The 19305-nt window shown below is 66.7% G+C and carries 19 protein-coding genes; 12 read left to right on the top strand and 7 right to left on the bottom strand.

The window, feature by feature from the left end; translation table 11 throughout:
* Nucleotides 1–4 precede the first annotated feature (4 nt).
* Together NP552_RS00535 and NP552_RS00530 are read left to right on the top strand one after the other, a co-directional pair.
* Nucleotides 5–1201, top strand: coding sequence for an LLM class flavin-dependent oxidoreductase (locus tag NP552_RS00535; protein WP_274096280.1), 1197 nt, complete (start codon nucleotides 5–7; stop codon nucleotides 1199–1201).
* Between the two features lie 3 nt (nucleotides 1202–1204).
* Nucleotides 1205–2779 (top strand): ABC transporter substrate-binding protein, encoded by a 1575-nt coding sequence (locus NP552_RS00530; RefSeq protein WP_054914430.1) that lies wholly within the window; start codon nucleotides 1205–1207, stop codon nucleotides 2777–2779.
* A 118-nt stretch (nucleotides 2780–2897) separates the two neighbouring features.
* Here NP552_RS00530 and hpaA read toward each other — a convergent pair whose 3' ends face one another.
* A complete protein-coding gene (gene hpaA, locus NP552_RS00525) occupies nucleotides 2898–3800 on the bottom strand; it encodes a 4-hydroxyphenylacetate catabolism regulatory protein HpaA (protein WP_043860076.1) in 903 nt (300 codons plus the stop codon).
* Between the two features lie 151 nt (nucleotides 3801–3951).
* On the opposite strand from hpaA, the gene NP552_RS00520 reads away from it, so the two are divergent.
* The 8 genes from NP552_RS00520 (at nucleotide 3952) to hpaI (ending at nucleotide 11244) form a co-directional block, all read left to right on the top strand.
* Nucleotides 3952–4623 (top strand): fumarylacetoacetate hydrolase family protein, encoded by a 672-nt coding sequence (locus tag NP552_RS00520; RefSeq protein ID WP_196932177.1) that lies wholly within the window; start codon nucleotides 3952–3954, stop codon nucleotides 4621–4623.
* Nucleotides 4623–5396, top strand: coding sequence for a fumarylacetoacetate hydrolase family protein (locus tag NP552_RS00515; protein WP_054914429.1), 774 nt, complete (start codon nucleotides 4623–4625; stop codon nucleotides 5394–5396). The genes NP552_RS00520 and NP552_RS00515 overlap by 1 nt, the downstream gene beginning before the upstream one ends.
* Nucleotides 5397–5401: 5 nt before the next feature.
* A complete protein-coding gene (gene hpaE / locus NP552_RS00510) occupies nucleotides 5402–6862 on the top strand; it encodes a 5-carboxymethyl-2-hydroxymuconate semialdehyde dehydrogenase (protein WP_274096435.1) in 1461 nt (486 codons plus the stop codon).
* Nucleotides 6863–6981: 119 nt separating this feature from the next.
* The gene (gene hpaD, locus NP552_RS00505) at nucleotides 6982–7839 is read left to right on the top strand and encodes a 3,4-dihydroxyphenylacetate 2,3-dioxygenase (protein WP_043860073.1); all 858 of its coding nucleotides are present in this window, start codon (nucleotides 6982–6984) and stop codon (nucleotides 7837–7839) included.
* A gap of 19 nt (nucleotides 7840–7858) precedes the next feature.
* Entirely contained in the window at nucleotides 7859–8254 is a 396-nt protein-coding gene (locus tag NP552_RS00500) for a 5-carboxymethyl-2-hydroxymuconate Delta-isomerase (RefSeq protein WP_043860072.1), read from the top strand.
* A 50-nt stretch (nucleotides 8255–8304) separates the two neighbouring features.
* Nucleotides 8305–9609 carry an MFS transporter gene (locus NP552_RS00495; RefSeq protein WP_043860071.1) on the top strand — a complete coding sequence of 435 codons (1305 nt, stop codon included), beginning with the start codon at nucleotides 8305–8307 and terminating at the stop codon, nucleotides 9607–9609.
* A 12-nt stretch (nucleotides 9610–9621) separates the two neighbouring features.
* Nucleotides 9622–10425, top strand: a complete 804-nt coding sequence (gene hpaH, locus NP552_RS00490) for a 2-oxo-hept-4-ene-1,7-dioate hydratase (RefSeq protein ID WP_104572504.1) — start codon at nucleotides 9622–9624, stop codon at nucleotides 10423–10425.
* Nucleotides 10426–10440: 15 nt separating this feature from the next.
* Nucleotides 10441–11244 carry a 4-hydroxy-2-oxoheptanedioate aldolase gene (gene hpaI, locus NP552_RS00485; protein ID WP_196932176.1) on the top strand — a complete coding sequence of 268 codons (804 nt, stop codon included), beginning with the start codon at nucleotides 10441–10443 and terminating at the stop codon, nucleotides 11242–11244.
* Nucleotides 11245–11325: 81 nt separating this feature from the next.
* Here the strand turns inward: hpaI and hpaR are convergent, their stop codons facing one another.
* Nucleotides 11326–11748 (bottom strand): homoprotocatechuate degradation operon regulator HpaR, encoded by a 423-nt coding sequence (hpaR, locus tag NP552_RS00480; RefSeq protein WP_043860068.1) that lies wholly within the window; start codon nucleotides 11746–11748, stop codon nucleotides 11326–11328.
* A gap of 179 nt (nucleotides 11749–11927) precedes the next feature.
* On the opposite strand from hpaR, the gene NP552_RS00475 reads away from it, so the two are divergent.
* Complete coding sequence (locus NP552_RS00475; protein ID WP_043860067.1) at nucleotides 11928–13226, top strand: NAD(P)/FAD-dependent oxidoreductase; 1299 nt, start codon at nucleotides 11928–11930, stop codon at nucleotides 13224–13226.
* Between the two features lie 35 nt (nucleotides 13227–13261).
* Nucleotides 13262–13627 (top strand): cupin domain-containing protein, encoded by a 366-nt coding sequence (locus NP552_RS00470; protein WP_100632703.1) that lies wholly within the window; start codon nucleotides 13262–13264, stop codon nucleotides 13625–13627.
* 77 nt (nucleotides 13628–13704) lie between these two features.
* Here the strand turns inward: NP552_RS00470 and NP552_RS00465 are convergent, their stop codons facing one another.
* The 5 genes from NP552_RS00465 to NP552_RS00445 form a co-directional block, all read right to left on the bottom strand.
* Nucleotides 13705–14289, bottom strand: a complete 585-nt coding sequence (locus NP552_RS00465; RefSeq protein ID WP_274096279.1) for a TetR/AcrR family transcriptional regulator — start codon at nucleotides 14287–14289, stop codon at nucleotides 13705–13707.
* 16 nt (nucleotides 14290–14305) lie between these two features.
* The gene (locus NP552_RS00460) at nucleotides 14306–15520 is read right to left on the bottom strand and encodes a multidrug effflux MFS transporter (RefSeq protein WP_123753081.1); all 1215 of its coding nucleotides are present in this window, start codon (nucleotides 15518–15520) and stop codon (nucleotides 14306–14308) included.
* 119 nt (nucleotides 15521–15639) lie between these two features.
* Nucleotides 15640–16593 (bottom strand): transcriptional regulator FeaR, encoded by a 954-nt coding sequence (gene feaR / locus NP552_RS00455; protein WP_058540261.1) that lies wholly within the window; start codon nucleotides 16591–16593, stop codon nucleotides 15640–15642.
* Between the two features lie 117 nt (nucleotides 16594–16710).
* On the bottom strand, nucleotides 16711–17301 hold the full coding sequence (locus NP552_RS00450; RefSeq protein ID WP_274096278.1) for a DUF3156 family protein: 591 nt from the start codon (nucleotides 17299–17301) through the stop codon (nucleotides 16711–16713).
* Nucleotides 17261–18763: an APC family permease gene (locus NP552_RS00445; RefSeq protein ID WP_274096277.1), complete on the bottom strand. Its 1503-nt coding sequence runs from the start codon at nucleotides 18761–18763 to the stop codon at nucleotides 17261–17263. Before NP552_RS00445 ends, NP552_RS00450 begins: the two co-directional genes overlap by 41 nt.
* Nucleotides 18764–19305: the final 542 nt, after the last annotated feature.

The raw sequence follows: 19305 nt of genomic DNA, 5'->3' as shown, positions 1-19305 counted from the left end.
GCCCATGAGCATCGAATTCTTTACCCGCCTGCCGCTGCACGGTGAAACCCAGTTCCTGCCCGGCGACCCGCGCAACCGCGGCGACTGGCATGCCGGCGGCGCCAGCACCGGCGCGGTGTCGGGGTTTGCGGTCGGTGACCACTTCACCTACATCGACTACCTGGGGCAGATTGCCCGGGCCGCCGAAATCAACGGCTTCGGCGGTGCGCTGATGGTCAATGCGCCGTCCGGCGAAGAGCCCTGGACGGTGTGCTCGCTGCTGGCCCGCGAAACCCGCACGCTGAAGTTCGTCACCGCGTTCCAGCCCTACCACTACACCCCGTGGGTGGCGGTGCAGCAGGCCGCCACCTACCAGCGCGCCAGCGGCAACCGGCTGGTGTGGAACATCATCAACGGCGGCTCGGACGCCCTCCAGCGCCAGGTCGGCGACCTGGCCGAGCACGACGAGCGCTACGCCCGCGCCACCGAGTTCATGGATGTGGTCAAGGGCTACTGGCACTCGGAGCACTTCCACTACGACGGGCGCTTCTACAAGGCCGAAGGCGGCGGCCTGCGCGGGCCGCAGAAAAAGGCCGAGCTGCCGCTGATCTGCACGGCCGGCTCGTCGATTGCCGCCCGCGAGTTCGCTGCAAAGCATGCCGACTTCTATCTGATGCGCGCCGAGCACCCCGACGAGATCGCCGCGCTGATCGCCGACATCCGCCAGCGTGCGCTCACGTTCGGCCGCAGCGACATCCGCTTCGGCCTGTCGATCGACGTGATCGCCCGCGAGACCGAGGCACTGGCGCTGGCCGAAGCCAAGCGCTTTTTCGACGAGGGCGTGGCCAGGGGGGCCGCCAAGGCCAAGGCGGCCCACGAAGGGCTGCGTACCGCGCGCAAGCTCAGCTACGAGGAGGACTACCGGCCCGAGCACGACGAGCGTGGCTTCGACGATTTCTTCATCTACCCCAACGTGTGGTCGGGCTTCAGCCACATCGGCATCCCGCCGGGCCTGGCGCTGGTGGGCAGCTACGCCAACGTGGTGGCGCGCATTCGCGAGTACAACGCGCTGGGCATCGACCTGTTCTTCCTGGCCGGCTACCCGCACTTGGAAGAAGCCTACCGCCTGGGCGAGCACGTCCTGCCGCACTTTCGCGGTGAACGGCAGGCGCTGAGCCGGCCCGTGCAGGCCGCCGCGCAGTTGCGCGCGGCAGGAGCCTGAGCCATGAACCCCAACCACTACAGCCGGCGCCAGTTCATCGGCCAGGGCCTGGCCATGGGCGGCGGCCTGCTGCTGGGCACCAGCCTGCTCAGCGGCTGCGGCCCGGATGACGCCCCCGCTCCCGCCGCCGGGGTTGCCCAGCCGCGGCACGGCGGGCGCCTGCGCCTGGGCATCCTGGACGGCGGCCAGACCGGCAACCTCGACGCCCACAAGCCCATCGGCAGCGGCATCGTGCGCGGCTTTGCGCTATACAGCAAACTGTGGGAATGGGACGAGCAGATGCAGCCGCGCCTGGCCCTGGCCGAGTTCGCCGAGGCCAGCAGCGACGCGCGCAGCTGGACCCTGCGCCTGCGCCAGGGCCTGGAATTCCACAACGCCAAGACCATCGATGCCGACGACCTGATCTTCTCGATCCGCCGCCTCACCGACCCGCAGCTGGCTTCGCCCTACGCCGCCTTGCTGCACTGGGTGGACCGCGACAACCTGGTCAAGCTCGACAACCGCACGGTGCGCCTGAGTTTCAAGGACGGCCGCAGCTTCCTGCCACTGCCGGAAACCTGGGTGAATTTCGGCGGCATCGTGCCGGTGGACTATCACCCGGTCACCAACCCGGTCGGCGCCGGGCCCTACCGGTTCAAGAGTTTCACCCCCGGCCAGCGCTCGGTGTTCAGCCGCTTCGAGAACTACTACAAGGCCGGCAGGCCGTATGCCGATGAACTGGAGATCATCGACTTCAAGGACCAGGTCTCGCGCCTGGCCGCGCTGCGTGCCGGGCAGATCGACATGGCCAACGGCATGCCCAGCGAGCAGTTGCAGGTGCTCGAGCGCGACCCGCGGCTGAACCTGGTGACGTCGATCAGCGGCAACTGGCTGTCGTTCGAAATGAACACCAGCAAGCCGCCATTCAACGACCCGCGGGTGCGCGAGGCACTGCGCCTGCTGGCCGACCGCGACGAGCTGGTGCGCCGCGCCCTCAACGGCCAGGGCCGCGTGGCCAACGACCTGTACGCCCCGTTCGACCCCACCTTCAACCACGCCCTGCCCCCGCGTGCCCATGACCCGCAGCGCGCCGCGCAACTGCTGCGCGAGGCTGGCCAGGAACACCTGCGGGTGGAACTGGTGACCACCGCCGGGCCGGCGCTGGCCTCGGCGCTGGTGCTGGCCGAGCAGGCCAGGCGCATCGGCGTGACCCTCGATGTGCGCCAGGTGGACAGCGCCACCTTCAACGGCCCGCAGCAGGACCAGTGGCTGCTGAGCACCGGCGGCACCATCGGCGCGCCGTTCCTGGCCAGCGCCATGCACACCGACGCGCCGTTCGCGGTGGCCAACAAGACCCACTTCGACGACCCGCAGTTCACCCAGCTGTTTCTGCAGGCCATGGCCCAGCCGGACCTGGCCAGGCGCACCGCACTGGTTCACCAGGCGCAGCAGATCCAGTACGACAAGGGCGGCCTGCTGATCTGGGGCTACGCCAACCTGCTCGATGCGTTTTCACGCAAGGTCGGCGGCGCGGCGCCGGAGCAGACGTTGTTCAGCACCTGGCGTTTTGAAAACCTGTGGTTGAACAACGCCGCCTGAGCGCTCTGAAAAGTACAAGCGCACCCCTGTAAAAGGCATTTTTCCGTTGCACCGCTACCGCCATCATGGCGGCAGCGGCGCTTGCCGCGCCTAACAACAAAAACGGAAAAATGCCATGTCAGCGCACGCCCGCCTGCCGTTGGCGGTACTCGCCCGGCGTCACCTGCGCATAGCGCAGGAAAAACCGGCTGAAGTACGCCGGGTCCTTGAAGCCCAGGCTGTAACAGATCTCGTTGGCCGAACTGCCGGTGAACAGCAGCAGGCGCTTGGCTTCCTGCATCAGGCGCTCCAGGATCAGGCGCTTGGACGGCAGGTCGGCGATACGCCGGCACACGTCATTGAGCCGCGCCTCGGTCACCCCTACCCCCAGCGCATAGCGCGACAGCGGCCAGTGCTCCAGGTAATGCGCCTCGATCAGCTCGTTGAAGCGGTGGAACACCTGCAGGTCCTCATGCCGGGTCTGGCGCGCCGGCAGCGAGCGCGCGCACAGGCGCAGCAGGCTGAGCATGATCAGCCGGGTCAGGCTGTCCAGCGCCGGGCCACGGCCCACCTGCGCGGCATTGATCTCGCGGTGCAGCTCGTCGAACAGCAGCACCAGGCGCCGCGCCTCGTCGGCAAACCGTCCCTCCAGCCCGCTCAGCGCCACGCACGCCGGCGCCACCTGCGGCCCAGGCGCCAGCGCAGGGTCGGCTTCGAGCAGTTGCCATACCAGTTGCTGGCGCACGGTCAGCACGTGGCCATCGGCGTCGGGCTCGGTGACGAACGAGTGCGGGATGGTCGGCGGGGTAAGGAAGAACATCGGCCCCGACTCCACGTACTGCTGGTCGTCCAGGTACACCCGCACCGTGCCGCTCTTGACGTAATGCACCTGAAAGTAGCGGTCGTGGCGGTGCACCGGCATGTTGCGGCCGAAAAAGCCGGCCAGGTTGCCGAGCTTGTCGTAATGCACCTCGGCATCGCTGTACCGCTGGTCGTAGACCTGCCCGATGTTGATGTTGGGAATCGGCGTGCGTTCGTTCATGACGGGGTTTCCTGCTGTGTTCCTGTTCTGCCGGCAGCTTAACGCCTGACACGCGCCGCTTGCCTTTCGTTAACATCTTAATTATAACGTTAACACATTAACGATTTGTCCCGCAGGGTGCTTGCCGCCCTGCCCTTGCCAGGAGAAGAGCATGAGCCGTGCCCTGCACGACGTTGCCACCGGCACCCTGTTCGGCGTTGCGCTGAACTACCAGGGGTTGCTGAACCAGCGTCTCGCCGAATTCGAACAGGCGCCGTACCAGAAGCCCCCGGTCAAGCCGGTGCTGTTCATCAAGACCCCCAACACGCGCAACCGCCATGCCGCCCCGGTGGTGTACCCGCAAGGTGTCGAACGCCTGCAGCCGGGCCCGGCGCTGGGCGTGGTGATCGGCAAGCGCGCCAGCCGCGTGAGCGTCGAACAGGCCCTGGAGCACGTGGCCGGCTACACCATCGTCAACGAGTTCAGCCTGCCCGAAGACAGCTACTACCGCCCGGCGGTCAAGGCCAAGTGCCGCGATGGTTTCTGCGTACTCGGCCCTGAGCTGGTGCCGACCGCGCAGGTGGCCGACCCGCATCAGCTGGCCATCGAGCTGTTCGTCAATGGCGAACTGCGCCAGCACAACAGCACCGCCAACCTGGTGCGCAACATCCCGCAGCTGATCGCCGAGATCAGCGAGTTCATGACCCTGCACGCAGGCGACGTGCTGATTACCGGCACCCCCGAAGGCCGCGTGGACGTGCTGCCAGGCGATCAGGTCGAGGTCCGGATCAGCGGCCTGGGCCGCCTGGCCAACCCGATCGTGGCCGAACAGGAGCAACGCTGATGAAACACGCCCGTATCCGTTACCAGGGCCAGGACCACGCCGTGACCGTGGAAGATGGCAACAACGTGCGCCTGGCCGATGGCCGCCTGCTCGCCGAGCACGAGGTGCAGTGGTTGCCGCCGGCCACCGGCAGCATGTTCGCGCTGGGCCTGAACTACGCCGACCACGCCGCCGAACTGGCCTTTGCCGCACCCACCGAGCCGCTGGCCTTCGTCAAGTCGCCCGGTACCTACACCGGCCACAACCAGGTCACCTGGCGCCCGGACAACGTCAAGTACATGCACTACGAGTGCGAGCTGGTGGCGGTGATCGGCAAGCCGGCGCGCAACGTCAGGCGCGAGGACGCGCTGCAATACCTGGCCGGCTACACGGTGTGCAACGACTACGCGATCCGCGACTACCTGGAGAACTACTACCGCCCCAACCTGCGGGTGAAGAACCGCGACGCCACCACCCCGGTGGGCCCGTGGATGGTCGATGTGGCCGATGTGCCGGATGCGTCCAACCTCACCCTGCGCACCTGGATCAACGGTGAGCTCAAGCAGCAGGGCAGCACCCGCGACATGATCTTCGACATCCCCTACCTGATCGAATACCTGTCCAGCTTCATGACCCTGCAACCGGGCGACATGATCGCCACCGGCACCCCCGAAGGCCTGGCCGACGTGGTGCCGGGTGATGAAGTGGTGGTGGAAGTGGAAGGTGTCGGCCGCCTGGTCAACCGCATTGTCAGCGAAGCCGAGTTCTTCGCCCTGAACCCGCAAGAGGCATGAACCCGATGATCAAGCACTGGATCAATGGCCGTGAGGTCGAAAGCAAGGACGTCTTCGTCAACTACAACCCGGCCACCGGCGAGGCCATCGGCGAAGTCGCCAGCGGCGGCGCCGAAGAAGTCGCCCAGGCAGTTGCAGCAGCCCGGGAGGCGTTCCCCAAATGGGCCGGCACCCCGGCCAGGGAGCGGGCGCGGCTGATGCGCAGGCTGGGCGAGCTGATCGAGCAGAACGTGCCCCGGCTGGCCGAGCTGGAAACCCTGGATACCGGCCTGCCGATTCACCAGACCAAGAACGTGCTGATCCCGCGGGCCTCGCACAACTTCGACTTCTTCGCCGAAGTGTGCACGCGCATGGATGGCCACACCTACCCGGTCGACGACCAGATGCTCAACTACACCCTGTACCAGCCGGTCGGCGTGTGTGCGCTGGTGTCGCCGTGGAACGTGCCGTTCATGACCGCCACCTGGAAGACCGCGCCCTGCCTGGCCCTGGGCAACACGGCGGTGCTGAAAATGAGCGAACTGTCGCCGCTGACCGCCAACGAACTGGGCCGCCTGGCGGTCGAGGCCGGCATCCCCAACGGCGTGCTCAACGTGATCCAGGGCTACGGCGCCACCGCAGGCGATGCCCTGGTGCGTCACCCGGACGTACGCGCCATCTCGTTCACCGGCGGCACCGCCACCGGCAAGAAGATCATGCAGACCGCGGGCCTGAAGAAGTACTCGATGGAACTGGGCGGCAAGTCGCCGGTGCTGATCTTCGAGGACGCCGACCTCGAGCGCGCGCTGGACGCTGCGCTGTTCACCATCTTCTCGCTCAACGGCGAGCGCTGCACCGCCGGCAGCCGCATCTTCATTCAAGAGAGCGTTTACCCGCAGTTCGTGGCCGAGTTCGCGGCGCGGGCCAGGCGCCTGATCGTGGGCGACCCGCAAGACCCCAGGACCCAGGTCGGCTCGATGATCACCCAGGCCCACTACGACAAGGTGACCGGCTATATCCGCATCGGCATCGAGGAAGGCGCCACCCTGCTGGCCGGTGGCCTGGAGCGCCCGGCCAACCTGCCGGCGCACCTGGCGCGCGGGCAGTTCATCCAGCCCACGGTATTTGCCGACGTCAGCAACAGCATGCGCATCGCCCAGGAGGAGATCTTCGGCCCGGTGGTGTGCCTGATCCCGTTCAAGGACGAGGCCGAGGCACTGAAGCTGGCCAACGACACCGAGTACGGGCTGGCCTCGTACATCTGGACCCAGAACATCGGCAAGGCGCATCGCCTGGCCCATGGCATCGAGGCCGGCATGGTGTTCATCAACAGCCAGAACGTGCGTGACCTGCGCCAGCCGTTCGGCGGGGTGAAGGGTTCCGGTACCGGCCGCGAAGGTGGCCAGTACAGCTTCGAGGTGTTTGCCGAGATCAAGAACGTGTGCGTGTCGATGGGCAGCCACGCCATTCCGCGCTGGGGCCTCTGAGGGCTTCGCCGGCAAGGCCGGCTCCTACAGACGGCACAACCCCTGTAGGAGCCGGCCTTGCCGGCGAAAGCACCCGCCCTGACCCACCACAAGAACAACAGATCCAGGAGTACCCCACCATGGGCGAAGTCGTCCTCGCAGCCAAAGTCTGCCACGTCCCCTCGATGTACCTGTCCGAACTGCCCGGCAAGCACCACGGTTGCCGCGAGGCCGCCATCGCCGGCCACAAGGAGATCGGCCGCCGCGCCCGCGAACTGGGCGCCGACACCGCCGTGGTGTTCGATGTGCACTGGCTGGTCAACAGCGGCTACCACATCAACTGCGGCGAGCACTTCAAGGGCACCTACACCAGCAACGAACTGCCGCACTTCATCAAGAACATGGACTTCGAGTACCCCGGCCTGCCGGCACTGGGCGAGCTGATCGCACAGGAGGCCAATGCCGCCGACGTGCGCACCCTGGCCCACAACATCCCGAGCCTGGAGCTGGAATACGGCACCCTGGTACCGATGCGCTACATGCACATGGACGTGCCCGCCGCCGACAGACTCAAAGTGGTGTCCATCGCCGCCTGGTGCGCCTGGCACCGCCTGGAAGACAGCTTCACGTTCGGCGCCGCCGTGCGCCGGGCCATCGAGAAGAGCGACCGCAAGGTGCTGGTGCTGGCCTCCGGCTCGCTCTCGCACCGCTTCTCGGACGACCGCAACGCCGAGGCCAACATCCACAACTGGACCCGCGAATTCGACAAGCAGATGGACCTGCGCGTGGTGGAACTGTGGAAGCAGGGCCGCTTCAGGGAGTTCTGCGCGATGCTGCCCGACTACGCCAGCCACTGCTACGGCGAAGGTGGCATGCACGACACCGCGATGCTGCTGGGCCTGCTTGGCGGCGCCGACTACGACAGGCCGGTGGAGGTGCTGACCGAGCCGTTCGGCAGCTCCGGCACCGGCCAGATCAACGCCATCTTCCCCGTCTGACCGCGCCAAGGAGCCCAGGATGCCCCACTTCATCGCCGAGTACACCGACAACCTCCAAGCCCAGGCCGACCTGCCCGGCCTGTTCGAAAAGGTTCACCACTGCCTGGGCGCCACGGGCGTGTTCCCGCTGGGCGGCATCCGCAGCCGGGCGGTGCGCCTGGACACCTGGCGCATGGCCGACGGGCAGCACGACTACGCCTTCGTGCACATGACCCTCAAGGTCGGCCACGGGCGCGACCTGGCCACCCGCGAACAGGTGGCCAAGGCCCTGTTCGCGGTGATCACCGAGCACTTTGCCGACCTGCAGAGCCAGCGCCTGCTGGCCCTGTCGTTCGAAATGATCGAGCTGCACCCGCAACTGAACTTCAAGCAGAACAACGTGCACGCGTTTCTGAACCAGCAGCAGCCGGGCTGAACCCGGCCCTGCGCTCCCCCATCGGCCCTCTGACCAAAAAGAACAAGATCATGAGCACAGCCAATACCGCCGCATCGGCCAGCCTTGCCCAGCACGACTCCACCCACGGCACCGTCACCTGGCGGCTGATGCCGCTGCTGCTGGTCTGCTACCTGTTTGCCCACCTGGACCGCATCAACATCGGCTTCGCCAAGATGCAGATGAGCAGCGACCTGCACTTCAGCGACACGGTGTACGGCTTCGGTGCCGGCCTGTTCTTCATCGCCTACGCGCTGTTCGGCGTACCCAGCAACATGGCCCTGGACCGGGTCGGCCCGCGGCGCTGGATCGCCACCCTGATGATCGTGTGGGGTGCGCTGTCCACCGGCATGCTGTGGGTCGAGTCGGCCTCGGGCTTCTACGTGCTGCGCTTTCTGCTGGGCGTGGCCGAGGCCGGGTTCTTCCCCGGCATCCTGGTGTACCTCAACCGCTGGTACCCGGCCCGGCGCCGTGGCCAGATCACCGCGCTGTTCGCGATTGCCGTGCCGATGGCCGGGGTGATCGGCGGGCCGCTGTCGGGCGGCATCCTGGAACTGTTTCACGACGCCGCCGGCCTGCGCGGCTGGCAGTGGATGTTCCTGATCGAAGGGGCCCCGGTGATGCTGCTGGGCCTGGTGGTGCTCAAGCGCCTGCCCGACAGCTTCGAGCACGTCAGCTGGCTGGACGCCGGCCAGAAGCAGCACCTGCGCGAGCAGTTGGCCAGCGAAGAGCAACGCAAGTCGATCACCTCGTTCGGCGGCATCCTGCGCAACCGTCAGGTATGGCTGCTGGTGGCGGTGTACTTCGCGGTGATGCTGGCGGTCAACACCCTGGCCTTCTGGATGCCGACCCTGATCCACGGCGCCGGTATCGGTAGCGACGGCCGCGTGGGCCTGCTCAGCGCCATCCCCTACCTGGCCGGCTGCCTGTTCATGATCGCCTGCGGGCGCTCGTCCGACCGCCAGCGCGAGCGGCGCTGGCACCTGTGCGTGCCGCTGCTGATGTCGGCACTCGGCATCGCCGTGGCCGGGCTGGCCCCGGGCAACCCGCTGATGGTGCTGGGCGGCCTGATCGTCGCCGGCATGGGCGCCAGCGCCGCCCTGCCGATGTTCTGGCAGCTGCCGCCGGCGTTTCTGTCCAACACCACGCAGGCGGCCGGTATCGCGCTGATCAGCTCGTTCGGCAGCATCGCCTCGTTCCTTGCGCCCTACCTGATCGGCTGGATGCGCGACACCACCCACAGCGCCAGCCTTGCGCTGTACGTGCTGGCCCTGTTCATCGCCCTGGGTGGCCTGCTGGTGCTGCGCACCCGGGCTGCCATCGTCAACCCCCAGTAAGAGATGCCGAACATGCTCGACCCTAGCCAGATCCTTCAAGCCGCCGCCCAGCTCGACCGCGCCGAGCGCAACCGCGAGCAGGTGCGCCAGTTTTCCCTCGACCACCCGGCCATCGGCATCGAGGACGCCTACGCCATCCAGCGCGCCTGGGTGGCGCAGAAGATCAAGGACGGGCGCAAGCTGGTCGGGCACAAGATCGGCCTGACCTCGCGCGCCATGCAGGTGTCGTCCAACATCACCGAGCCGGACTTCGGCGCGCTGCTCGACGACATGTTTTTCGACGAAGGCAGCGACATCCCCTTCGAACGCTTCATCGTGCCGCGGGTGGAGGTGGAGCTGGCGTTCATCCTCGGCAAGCCCCTCAAGGGGCCCAATGTGACCCTGTTCGATGTACTGGATGCCACCGAATGGGTGATCCCGGCGCTGGAGATCATCGATGCGCGCATCCAGCAGGTGGACCCGCACAGTGGCGCCACGCGCAAGGTGTTCGACACCATCTCCGACAACGCCGCCAATGCCGGGGTGGTGATGGGTGGACGCGCGGTGCGCCCGGGCGACATCGACCTGCGCAAGGTGCCGGCGGTGCTGTACCGCAACGGCGTGATCGAGGAATCCGGGGTGTCGGCGGCGGTGCTCAACCACCCGGCCAAGGGCGTGGCGTGGCTGGCCAACAAGCTGGCGCCGTATGACGTGGCGCTGGAGGCCGGCCAGGTGATCCTGGGCGGTTCGTTCACCCGGCCGGTGGCCGCCAACCCCGGCGATACCTTCCATGTCGACTACGACATGCTCGGTTCCATCGCCTGCCGTTTTGTCTGACCTTCGGAGACTGCCATGCACCTGCCTGTGAACCGTTTCAAACAACGCCTGGCCAGTGGCGAGCCGCAGATCGGCCTGTGGCTGGGGCTGGCCAGCGCATATTGCGCGGAGCTGGCGGCCAATGCCGGCTTCGACTGGCTGCTGATCGATGGCGAGCATGCGCCCAACGACCTGCGCGGCATGCTCGCGCAGCTGCAGGCGGTGACGCCCTACCCTGGCGAGGCGATCATCCGCCCGGTGATCGGCGACACCGCGCTGATCAAGCAGGTGCTGGACATCGGTGTGCAGACGCTGCTGGTGCCGATGGTGGAAAGCGCGGCCCAGGCCGGCGAGCTGGTGCGCGCCATGCGCTACCCGCCGCTGGGCGTGCGCGGGGTGGGCAGTGCACTGGCGCGGGCGTCGCGCTGGAACAGCATCCCCGGCTACCTGGACCAGGCCGATGCGCAGATGTGCCTGCTGGTGCAGATCGAGAGCGTCGAGGGGCTGGCGCAGCTGGACCGGATTGCGGCCGTGGAGGGGGTGGACGGGGTGTTCATCGGCCCGGCCGACCTGAGTGCGTCGATGGGGCACCGGGGCAATCCGGGGCACCCTGACGTGCAGGCGGCAATCGAAGACGCGATCGTGCGGATTCAGCGTGCGGGCAAGGCGGCCGGGATTCTCAGCGCCGATGAAGCGCTGGCGCGCCGCTACATCGAACTGGGCGCGGCGTTCGTGGCGGTGGGGGTGGATACCACGGTGCTGATGCGCGGGTTGCAGGGGTTGGTGGGCAAGTTCAAGGGTGAGGCGGCACCTGTCGACAAGGCTGGCGGGGTGTATTGATCTGACGGGCCTCTTCGCCGGCAAGGCCGGCTCCTACACAGGCTGCGGTGTCTGCAGGAGCCGGCCTTGCCGGCGAATGAGTTAGCGCCGTACTTGCTTCAGTTCTTCCAGCAACCCCAGCAACTGCTGCAGCTTCTGTTCACCGAACTGGTCCTGCAGCTGCTGGTAGTTGGCCTCCATGCTCTGGCTCATCGAGTCGAAACACGCCACGCCCTTGTCCGCCAGCTTGACCAGCACCCGCCGCTGGTCCTGCTCGGCCTTGCGCCGGCACACCAGCCCCGCCGCCTCCATGCGCACCAGCACACCGGTCATGCTCGGCTTGAGGATGCACGCCTGTTCGGCCAGCCGGTAGATTTCCAGCTCGCCCTGCTGGCTGAGGATACGAATGACCCGCCACTGCTGCTCGGTCAGGCCATGCTGGTTGAGCGAGGGGCGGAAGAAGCTCATTGCCGCCTCGCGGGCTTGCAACAAGGTAAGAGTCAGCGAAACACGAGGTTTGGACATGGAAGGCTACGGTCATCAGGTTATTTGTTAACACTTTAACAAAGAAGCCGGCGGCCACCTACCCGCCTGCGCAGCGCTGGCACCCGCGGTCAATGCACGCGGCACGCAGGATCAAGACACGCCACCCCGCCAAGCCCCCTAATAGGCCTCGAAAGCTCCTCCACTTTTCAGGCTGCGCCATGATCACGATCGAAACGCCGACCTACTACACGGCAACCAAGAAATACAACCTGAGCTTCCCGACCCTGGAACACGATGAAGACGCGGACGTGGTCATCATCGGCGGCGGGTTTTCCGGCATCAACACGGCGCTGGAGCTGGCCGAAAAGGGCATCACCAACATCGTCGTGCTCGAGGCCCGCTACCTGGGCTTTGGCGGCACCGGGCGCAACGGCGGGCAGATCATGGCCGGCATCGGCCACGATCTTGAAAAGATCAAATCAGCCGTGGGCGAAGATGGCCTGCGCCAGATCTTCGAGATCAGCGACCTGGGCGCCGACATCATCAAGCAGCGCATCGCCCGGTACGCCATCGATGCCGACTTCTGCCACGGCTATGGCTACATGGGCTTCAATGCCCGCCAGGAGAAAACCCTGCGCGCCTGGGAGAAAGACTTCAAGTCGGTGAATTCCCAGCACGAGATCCGCTTTCTGGGCGGCAGCGAGGTCAGCCAGATCATAGGCTCCAACGCCTACGGCAGCGCCCTGCTGCACATGGGCGGCGGGCATGTGCACTCGCTCAACCTGCTGCTGGGCGAGGCCAAGGCCGTGGCCGGGCATGGCGTGCGCATCTTCGAGAACAGCCCGGCGCTGCAGGTGCAGTACGGCGAGCGCATCACCGTGCGCACCGGCCGCGGCTCGGTACGTGCCAGCAAGCTGCTGTGGGCCTGCGACAGCTTTCTCAACAGGCTTGAACCCGAACTGCACCGCTCCACCATCAACACCTACGCCTTCCAGATGATGACCGAGCCGCTGCCAGAGGAGCTGATCCGGCGCATCAGCCCGATTCGCGGCGCCTACAGCGACATTCGCCCGGTGATCGATTACTACCGCGTGACCAACGAGAACCGTCTGCTGTTCGGCGCCGCGACGCCGCTGGTGGAGCATATCCCCCGCGACCTCAAGGCCTGGAACCGGGCTTTGATGTTGAAGATCTTCCCGTACCTGAAGGACGTGAAGATCGACCTGGCCTGGGGTGGCCCGATGGCCTGCAGCCCCAACCTGTTCCCGCAGGTCGGCACCCTGCCCGGGCGCAGCAATGCGTTCTACGTGCAGGGCTACTCCGGGTTCGGCGTGACGCCCAGCCACATCATCTGCAAGGTGCTGGCCGAAGGCATGAGCGAAGGCTCGGCCCGCTATGACCTGGTCAGTTCGATCCCGCGCCCGACGATTGTCGGCAAGGACCATATCCGCCCGCTGCTGCTCACGGCCGGCAAATCCTGGCACCAGCTGTCGGGGTACTGGAATGGCCGGCGCTGACCCCCCTTTTTTTCCACTGTTCAAGGAACACTGCCATGACCCTGACTGCACTCAAGCACAACATCCAGCTCGGCGAACTCGACGCCTGGGGCACCGTTGCCGACCTGGGCTCGGAGATTCTCGAAGGCGAGGTGCGTGCCTTCGGCAAGATGACCTTCGGCGCGCCGACCGACGCGCTCAGCAGCGCCTACTTCGGTACCACCCAGGGCAGGTTCCGCATGGTCTACCCGTTCAACGAGCAGGCCACGGTGATGACCGGCCAAGTGCGCCTGACCGATGAAAGCACCGGGCAGAGCACGCTGTACAAGGTGGGCGACAGCTGGTTCGTGACCAAGGGCACGCCGGTGCTGTGGGAGGTGCTGAGCGAGAGCTTCGTGAAGCACTACCTGGCGGTGGCCTGACGGGCCTCTTCGCCGGCAAGGCCGGCTCCTACGGGATGACGCGGTGCCTGTAGGAGCCGGCCTTGCCGGCGAAGGCATCACCTCGGTGCCGCGCCCAGCGCATCCCCGAACACCACCCACATCGCCCGCAACCGCCGCGCGTACGCCTGCGGCCCGGCATAGATCAGCTCTACATTCAGGCTGTCCACCACCCCCAGGTACGCGTCCACATACACCCCCCGCCGCGCCACCGGCACCTGCGGCAGGCACGTGGCCAGCGCCTGCTCGAACAGCTCGCCCAGCCGCGCCAGGTACCCCTCGAAGCCTGCCGAGATGATCGGCCGCAGCGCCGCCGGCGGAAAGAACGCGGTACGCAGCAGAAACCGCAGGTGCGCCGACTGCTGATAGCGCTCACCCAGGCAGTGGGCATAGCCGGCCCCCGGCAACGCGTCGTCGCACTGCGCAAAGCACTGCTCCACATACAGCCGCTCGGTCTCCACCGCACGCTCGAACACTGCCTCGAACAGGTCGTCCTTGCTGCTGAAGTGCGCATACAGCGACGGCTTGCGCATGCCGGCCGCCGCCGCGATGTCGTTGAGCGAGGCGGCATCGTAGCCATGCTCGGCAAACTGCTCGACCGCGATCGCGCAGACCTTCTGCGCCGAAGGCGTGAGGGTTCTCATGCAGGGTTCTCCCGTATCAATGCGCGGCCAGGCTGCTCGCCTCGACCGGCGCGTGCCGGGTGCAGGCGCGCACCAGCAGCGCCACGACAACACCCGAAATCACCAGCAGCGACGCCCAGTGCGCCGCGCCCAAAGGCGCCATGATGCCCGACAACGGCGTGGCGAACGACGAAATGATCAACTGGAAGGCGCCCAGCAACGCCGCCGTGGAGCCCAGCGCGCGGCTTTGCGAAGACATCACCAGCGACATCAGCGTGGCCTCGAGAATGCCCAGGCCGAACATCGCCAGCGCCATGCCGGCAACGATGCCGGCCAGCCCCGCCGCGCTCAGGGCCCCTGCCAGCACCAGCAGGGAACCGATCAGCAGGCACCCCGCACCGGCCTTGGCCAGGCGCAGCAGGCCCTTGCGCGCCACCAGCCGACCCGCCGCGATGGCGCCGAGCAGAATTGCCACCCCGGTGGCGCCGAACAGCGTGCCGAAGGCTTGCACCGACAGGCCGAAGTGGGTCTGGTAGACGAACGCCGCACCGCCGATGTAGGCAAACAGAAAGAAGAACACCGCCGCCAGCGCCAGCGCCGGGCGCAGGAACTGGCCATCGCTTCCGATGCGCAGGTAGGTGCGCAGGATGTCCCGCGGCTGCCAGGGCTGGCGCTTGTCGGCGGCCAGGGTTTCCTTGAGCACCCAGGCCGAGTTCAACAGCACCAGCACGCCGAGCCCGGCCAGGGTGAACATGATCGCGCGCCAGCCAAGGTGCGCTCCCACAAAACCGCCCACCGCCGGTGCGAGCACCGGCGCCAGGCCCTCGACGGTCATCAGCAGGGCGAAGATCTGCGCGGCGCGCGCCCCTTCGGCCACATCGCGGACCATGCTCATGATCACCACCAGGGTCAGCGCACTGCCCAGGCCCTGGACAAAGCGCGCCGCCAGCAGGGTTTCGAGGCTGGGCGCCTGGGCCGCGGCCAGCGAACTGAGCACGAACACCAGCAGCCCGGCCAGCAGCGGCCGGCGCCGGCCCAGGGTGTCGACCAGCGGGCCGAACAGCAATTGACCGGCGCCCATGGCCAGCAGAAACACCGTCAGCGTCAGTTGCACCCCGGCATAGGTCGCGCCGTACTCGGCGGCGATGCTCGGCATGCTGGCCAGGTACATGTCGATGGCCGACGGCCCCAGGGCGCCGATCAGCGCCAGGGACACGGCAAATTTCACGTGGGGGGACTGCGGGGTGTGCATAGCTCGAATCCACAAAAAGGTCACAGGTCTGGCTGCCGAATGCCTAACCTACCGTCCGGTAGGTAGCCAGAGCGTGCGAGCCTATACACTGTGCCCCGCAGGGTCAAGCCAGTGGTTTATCAGGCCGGGCCGGCCAGGCTATGGGAGCGGTAGTCCTTGGGCGAGCGTTCGAACTGTTTCTTGAACGAGCGGCTGAAGTGCGCCGAATCGGTGAAGCCCCATTTGTAGGCGATGGTGGTGATCGACTCGGTCTTGAGGATCGGGTTGGCCAGGTCGTCGGCGCTGCGTTGCAGGCGCGTGCGCTGGATGTAGCGGCACACGCTGTCGCCCTGCTCTTCGAACAGGCGGTAGAGGTGGCGCACCGAAATGTTCAGGCGGTTGGCCAGGTTCACCGGCGACAGGCCAGGCTGGCCCAGGGACTCGTCGATCACCTTCTGCACATAGCTGCGCAGGTTGGCGCCATGCAGCGCCGCGCCCGGCTGCACCTGGTCATCGCCGCCCTCCAGGGCCGACCCGAGCAGCGACAGAAATGCACTGTGCAGGGCCTGGCCCTCGGCCAGCTCGCCCTCCCCCGGAGCGCTTTCCTTGCACAGCTGATCCATCAGCACATGCAGCATGCGCCCGCAGGCCTTGGTCTGGGAGATCTTGCCGAAGGTACGCGCATCGCCCCCCAGCTGCCGGCACACCGCCTCGCGCGAGAGCGACAGCGAGGCGTGTTCGATCAGGCCGAACGGCATGATTTCACAGGCCCCGACCGCGTCCATCAGCAGCATCTCGCCCGGTGCCAGCTGCACACTGACGCCGTTCTGGGTGACCTGGGAGAAACCGGTGCGCTGGCTGACCAGAAAGCAGTGCTGGTCGTTGTCGCGGTCGGGCTTGATGCCGTCGCGGCGGATCAGCCCGGCGTTGGTGCGCAGGTTGGCCAGGGCCAGGCCGCCGCGTGACCAGGTGGAAATCTCGCCGATGAACAGCGAGCGATTGAACGCAAGTTCGGTCTCGAAATGCCCGCAAATGTGCTGCATGTCGGCATTCCAGCGGTCCAGCGCAGTGCCGGCGAGCTGATGAGTACTCATGGGTACCTCCACGATGGCATCTTGTTTTTGTTGGGCAATAGTTAACATGTTAGCTATATGCACGCAACACGTTCGTCGTCGCCAGGGTGGAAGCAGTTTTGGTGCCAGCCTGCGGGTTCAGAGGCCTTCGACAAGCCGCGCCAGACCTTTCAATGCGGCCAGCAGCAGGTCACGCTGTGCGGGGTTCAGGCTGATGTAGCGACGAAACGCCGGCATGCGGTTGACCACCTCGCTGCCGCCCATGTGCTCCAGGGTCAGGGTCCAGCAGCCGCCTGCCAGGTCCAGGTGCAGGCGCTTGAAATCCAGTGGCATCAGCGCCTGTTGCAGGGCCGGGTCGTGGGCCAGGGCCTGTTCCAGCCGCGCCTGCCAGGACTGCTCGCCACGCAGCCGGCGCCAGCGCAGGCCGCTGCGCCGCAGTGCACCGGTATGCTGCAACGCCAGCCGCGCCGTGCCCTGTTGCGGGCAGGGCACCTGCAGGCGGAACTCGCACAGCACCAGGTGCATCAGCAACTGCGACTCGGTGCGCTCGCGCACCTCGAACGCCAGGCTGCCATCGGCCAGGGCGTAGCGTGCACTGCCCGGCCCCAGCACCTCGCAACCGGCCAGGCCGAGGTTGCGCTGCAGGTGCGCCAGCGTCACCCCGGGTCGGTAGCCCGAGGGCGCGCGGTCAAACAGCCTTTGCCACAGTGTGGGCTGGGTATGCGCCATGCTCGACTCCCGGTTGGTGGGCAAATTCGCGCGCCAGCACCTCTTCGACCGAGGCCGGCTTGAACGGGTTGACCTTCTGCACCACCAGGGTCCAGAACAGCGCGTACACCGCCGTGGCGCCGAGCATCCAGGCGAATGGCACGTACACCTGGGCCGGGTTCATGCCCGGCGGGGTGATGAACCACATGCCCAGGCCGATGCCGACGCTCGACAGCAATTGCGGCAGCGGGAACAGCGGCGAGCGGTAGGCCCGTGGCAGGTCGGGCCGGCGAATGCGCAGGATCACCACCGACAGCGTCACCAGCAGGTAGGCGGTGCTCCAGGCACACACCGCCGCCAGTACCAGGTGCAGGATGGTGTCGGTGTTGCCGCCCAGCCACCAGGCGTGCAGGCACGGGATCAGCATCGCCACCAGAATGCACACGATGGGCGTCTTGAAGCGTGGGTGCAGGTAGGTGAAAACCCGGGGCAACGCGCCATCCACCGCCATGCCGTAGAGGATGCGCGGCACCCCGGCCATCAGGGTGTTGATGGTGGCGGCGCCGGCGAACAGAAAGCCGATGCCCAGCCACAACGGGCCGATGTCGCCCATCACCTGTTGGGCAAAATGCGGAATGGCCATGGGCGTGTCCAGCAGGTGCGTGCCGCTGGCGGCGTCGAGCAGCACGTTGTCGACCTGGCGCTTCATCGCCGCGCCATAGATGAACATGCACGAGGCCACGCCGAACAGCCCCAGCGCCATGGCCCTGGGCAGGGTGCGCGCCGACTGGCGCAGGTCGGGTGCCAGCGGGGTGACGAACTCGCAGCCGACGAACATGAACATCGCCATGCCCACCAGCGACAGCACGGTGATCAGGTCGGTGCCCACCAGCGACGCGCCGAACCAGCCGTCCAGTTGCACCGCCGGGGCGGCGATCAGGCCGAGCACGCCGAACACCATCAGCGTGGTCCACATGCCGAAGGTGAGGATGATCTCGGCCTTGCTGAACACACTGATGCCGAACGCATTGAGGATGCCGAACACCACCACGAAGCCCACCCCCAGCAGCCACGAGCCACCGGCGGATTCGGCCAGGGTGTTGAGGTGTTCGAAGTTCACCAGCGCCATCACCCCGGCCAGGATGGTTTCGGCGGTGCCGGCGAACACGTGCACGATCAGGTAGGCCGACAGCGTGCCGGTGAGGGCGAAGAAGCGCCCCATGCCGCAGTTGATGTAGTCGTACACCGAGCCGGTGGTGGGCAGGATGGCGGCGGCTTCGGCGAAGGTGGTCGACTGGGCGAGCATCATCAGCATGGCGATCAGCATGGCCACGGCGAACGCACCGCCGCCGATGCCGAAACCGGTGGTGGCGGTGAGGATCACCGGGCTGGCCATGATCAGGCCGATGGTGCTGGCCAGCGCGGTGGGGAACCCGACCGTGCCACGGTTCAGGTGCACGCTGAGGGTGTGGTTGAGCGACATGATGAGCGACCTCGAATGCCGTTGTTGTGGTTATGCGCCACTGTGCGCTGGCGGTTGACTGGCGTCTTGCCCGTGGCTGCCTGGGGTTTTGTTGCAGCCTGCCAGGGCACTTCTGGCCGTAGCCGGTTTGCCTGACACACCCTGGACTCAGGTTTTACGACCGCTTCGCGCTCGATCGTCGGCCAAGCCAACTCCCACGCCCTGCGGGCAGAAGCCAACCTCACAGCCCCAAACAACCTGCTTCTGGCCGCAAGGCCGTGGGAGCGGGCTTGCCCCGCGATCTGGCGCAAAGCGGCAGCAAAACCAGCGCACCCGATTTGCCTGACACACCCTGCACTCAGGTTTTACGACCGCTTCGCGCTCGATCGTCGGCCAAGCCAACTCCCACGCCCTGCGGGCAGCAGCCGACCTCACAGCCCCAAACAACCTGCTTCTGGCCGCAAGGCCGTGGGAGCGGGCTTGCCCCGCGATCTGGCGCGAAGCGGCAGCAAAACCTGCGCGCACGGTTTGCCTGACACACCCTGCGGGCAGAAGCCAACCTC

It is taken from the genome of Pseudomonas sp. 8209, assembly GCF_028682105.1.
In the GTDB taxonomy this organism is placed as follows: domain Bacteria; phylum Pseudomonadota; class Gammaproteobacteria; order Pseudomonadales; family Pseudomonadaceae; genus Aquipseudomonas; species Aquipseudomonas palmensis.
The sequence above is the reverse complement of the archived record's forward strand: the minus strand, read 5'-3'. Positions and strand labels throughout refer to the sequence as shown.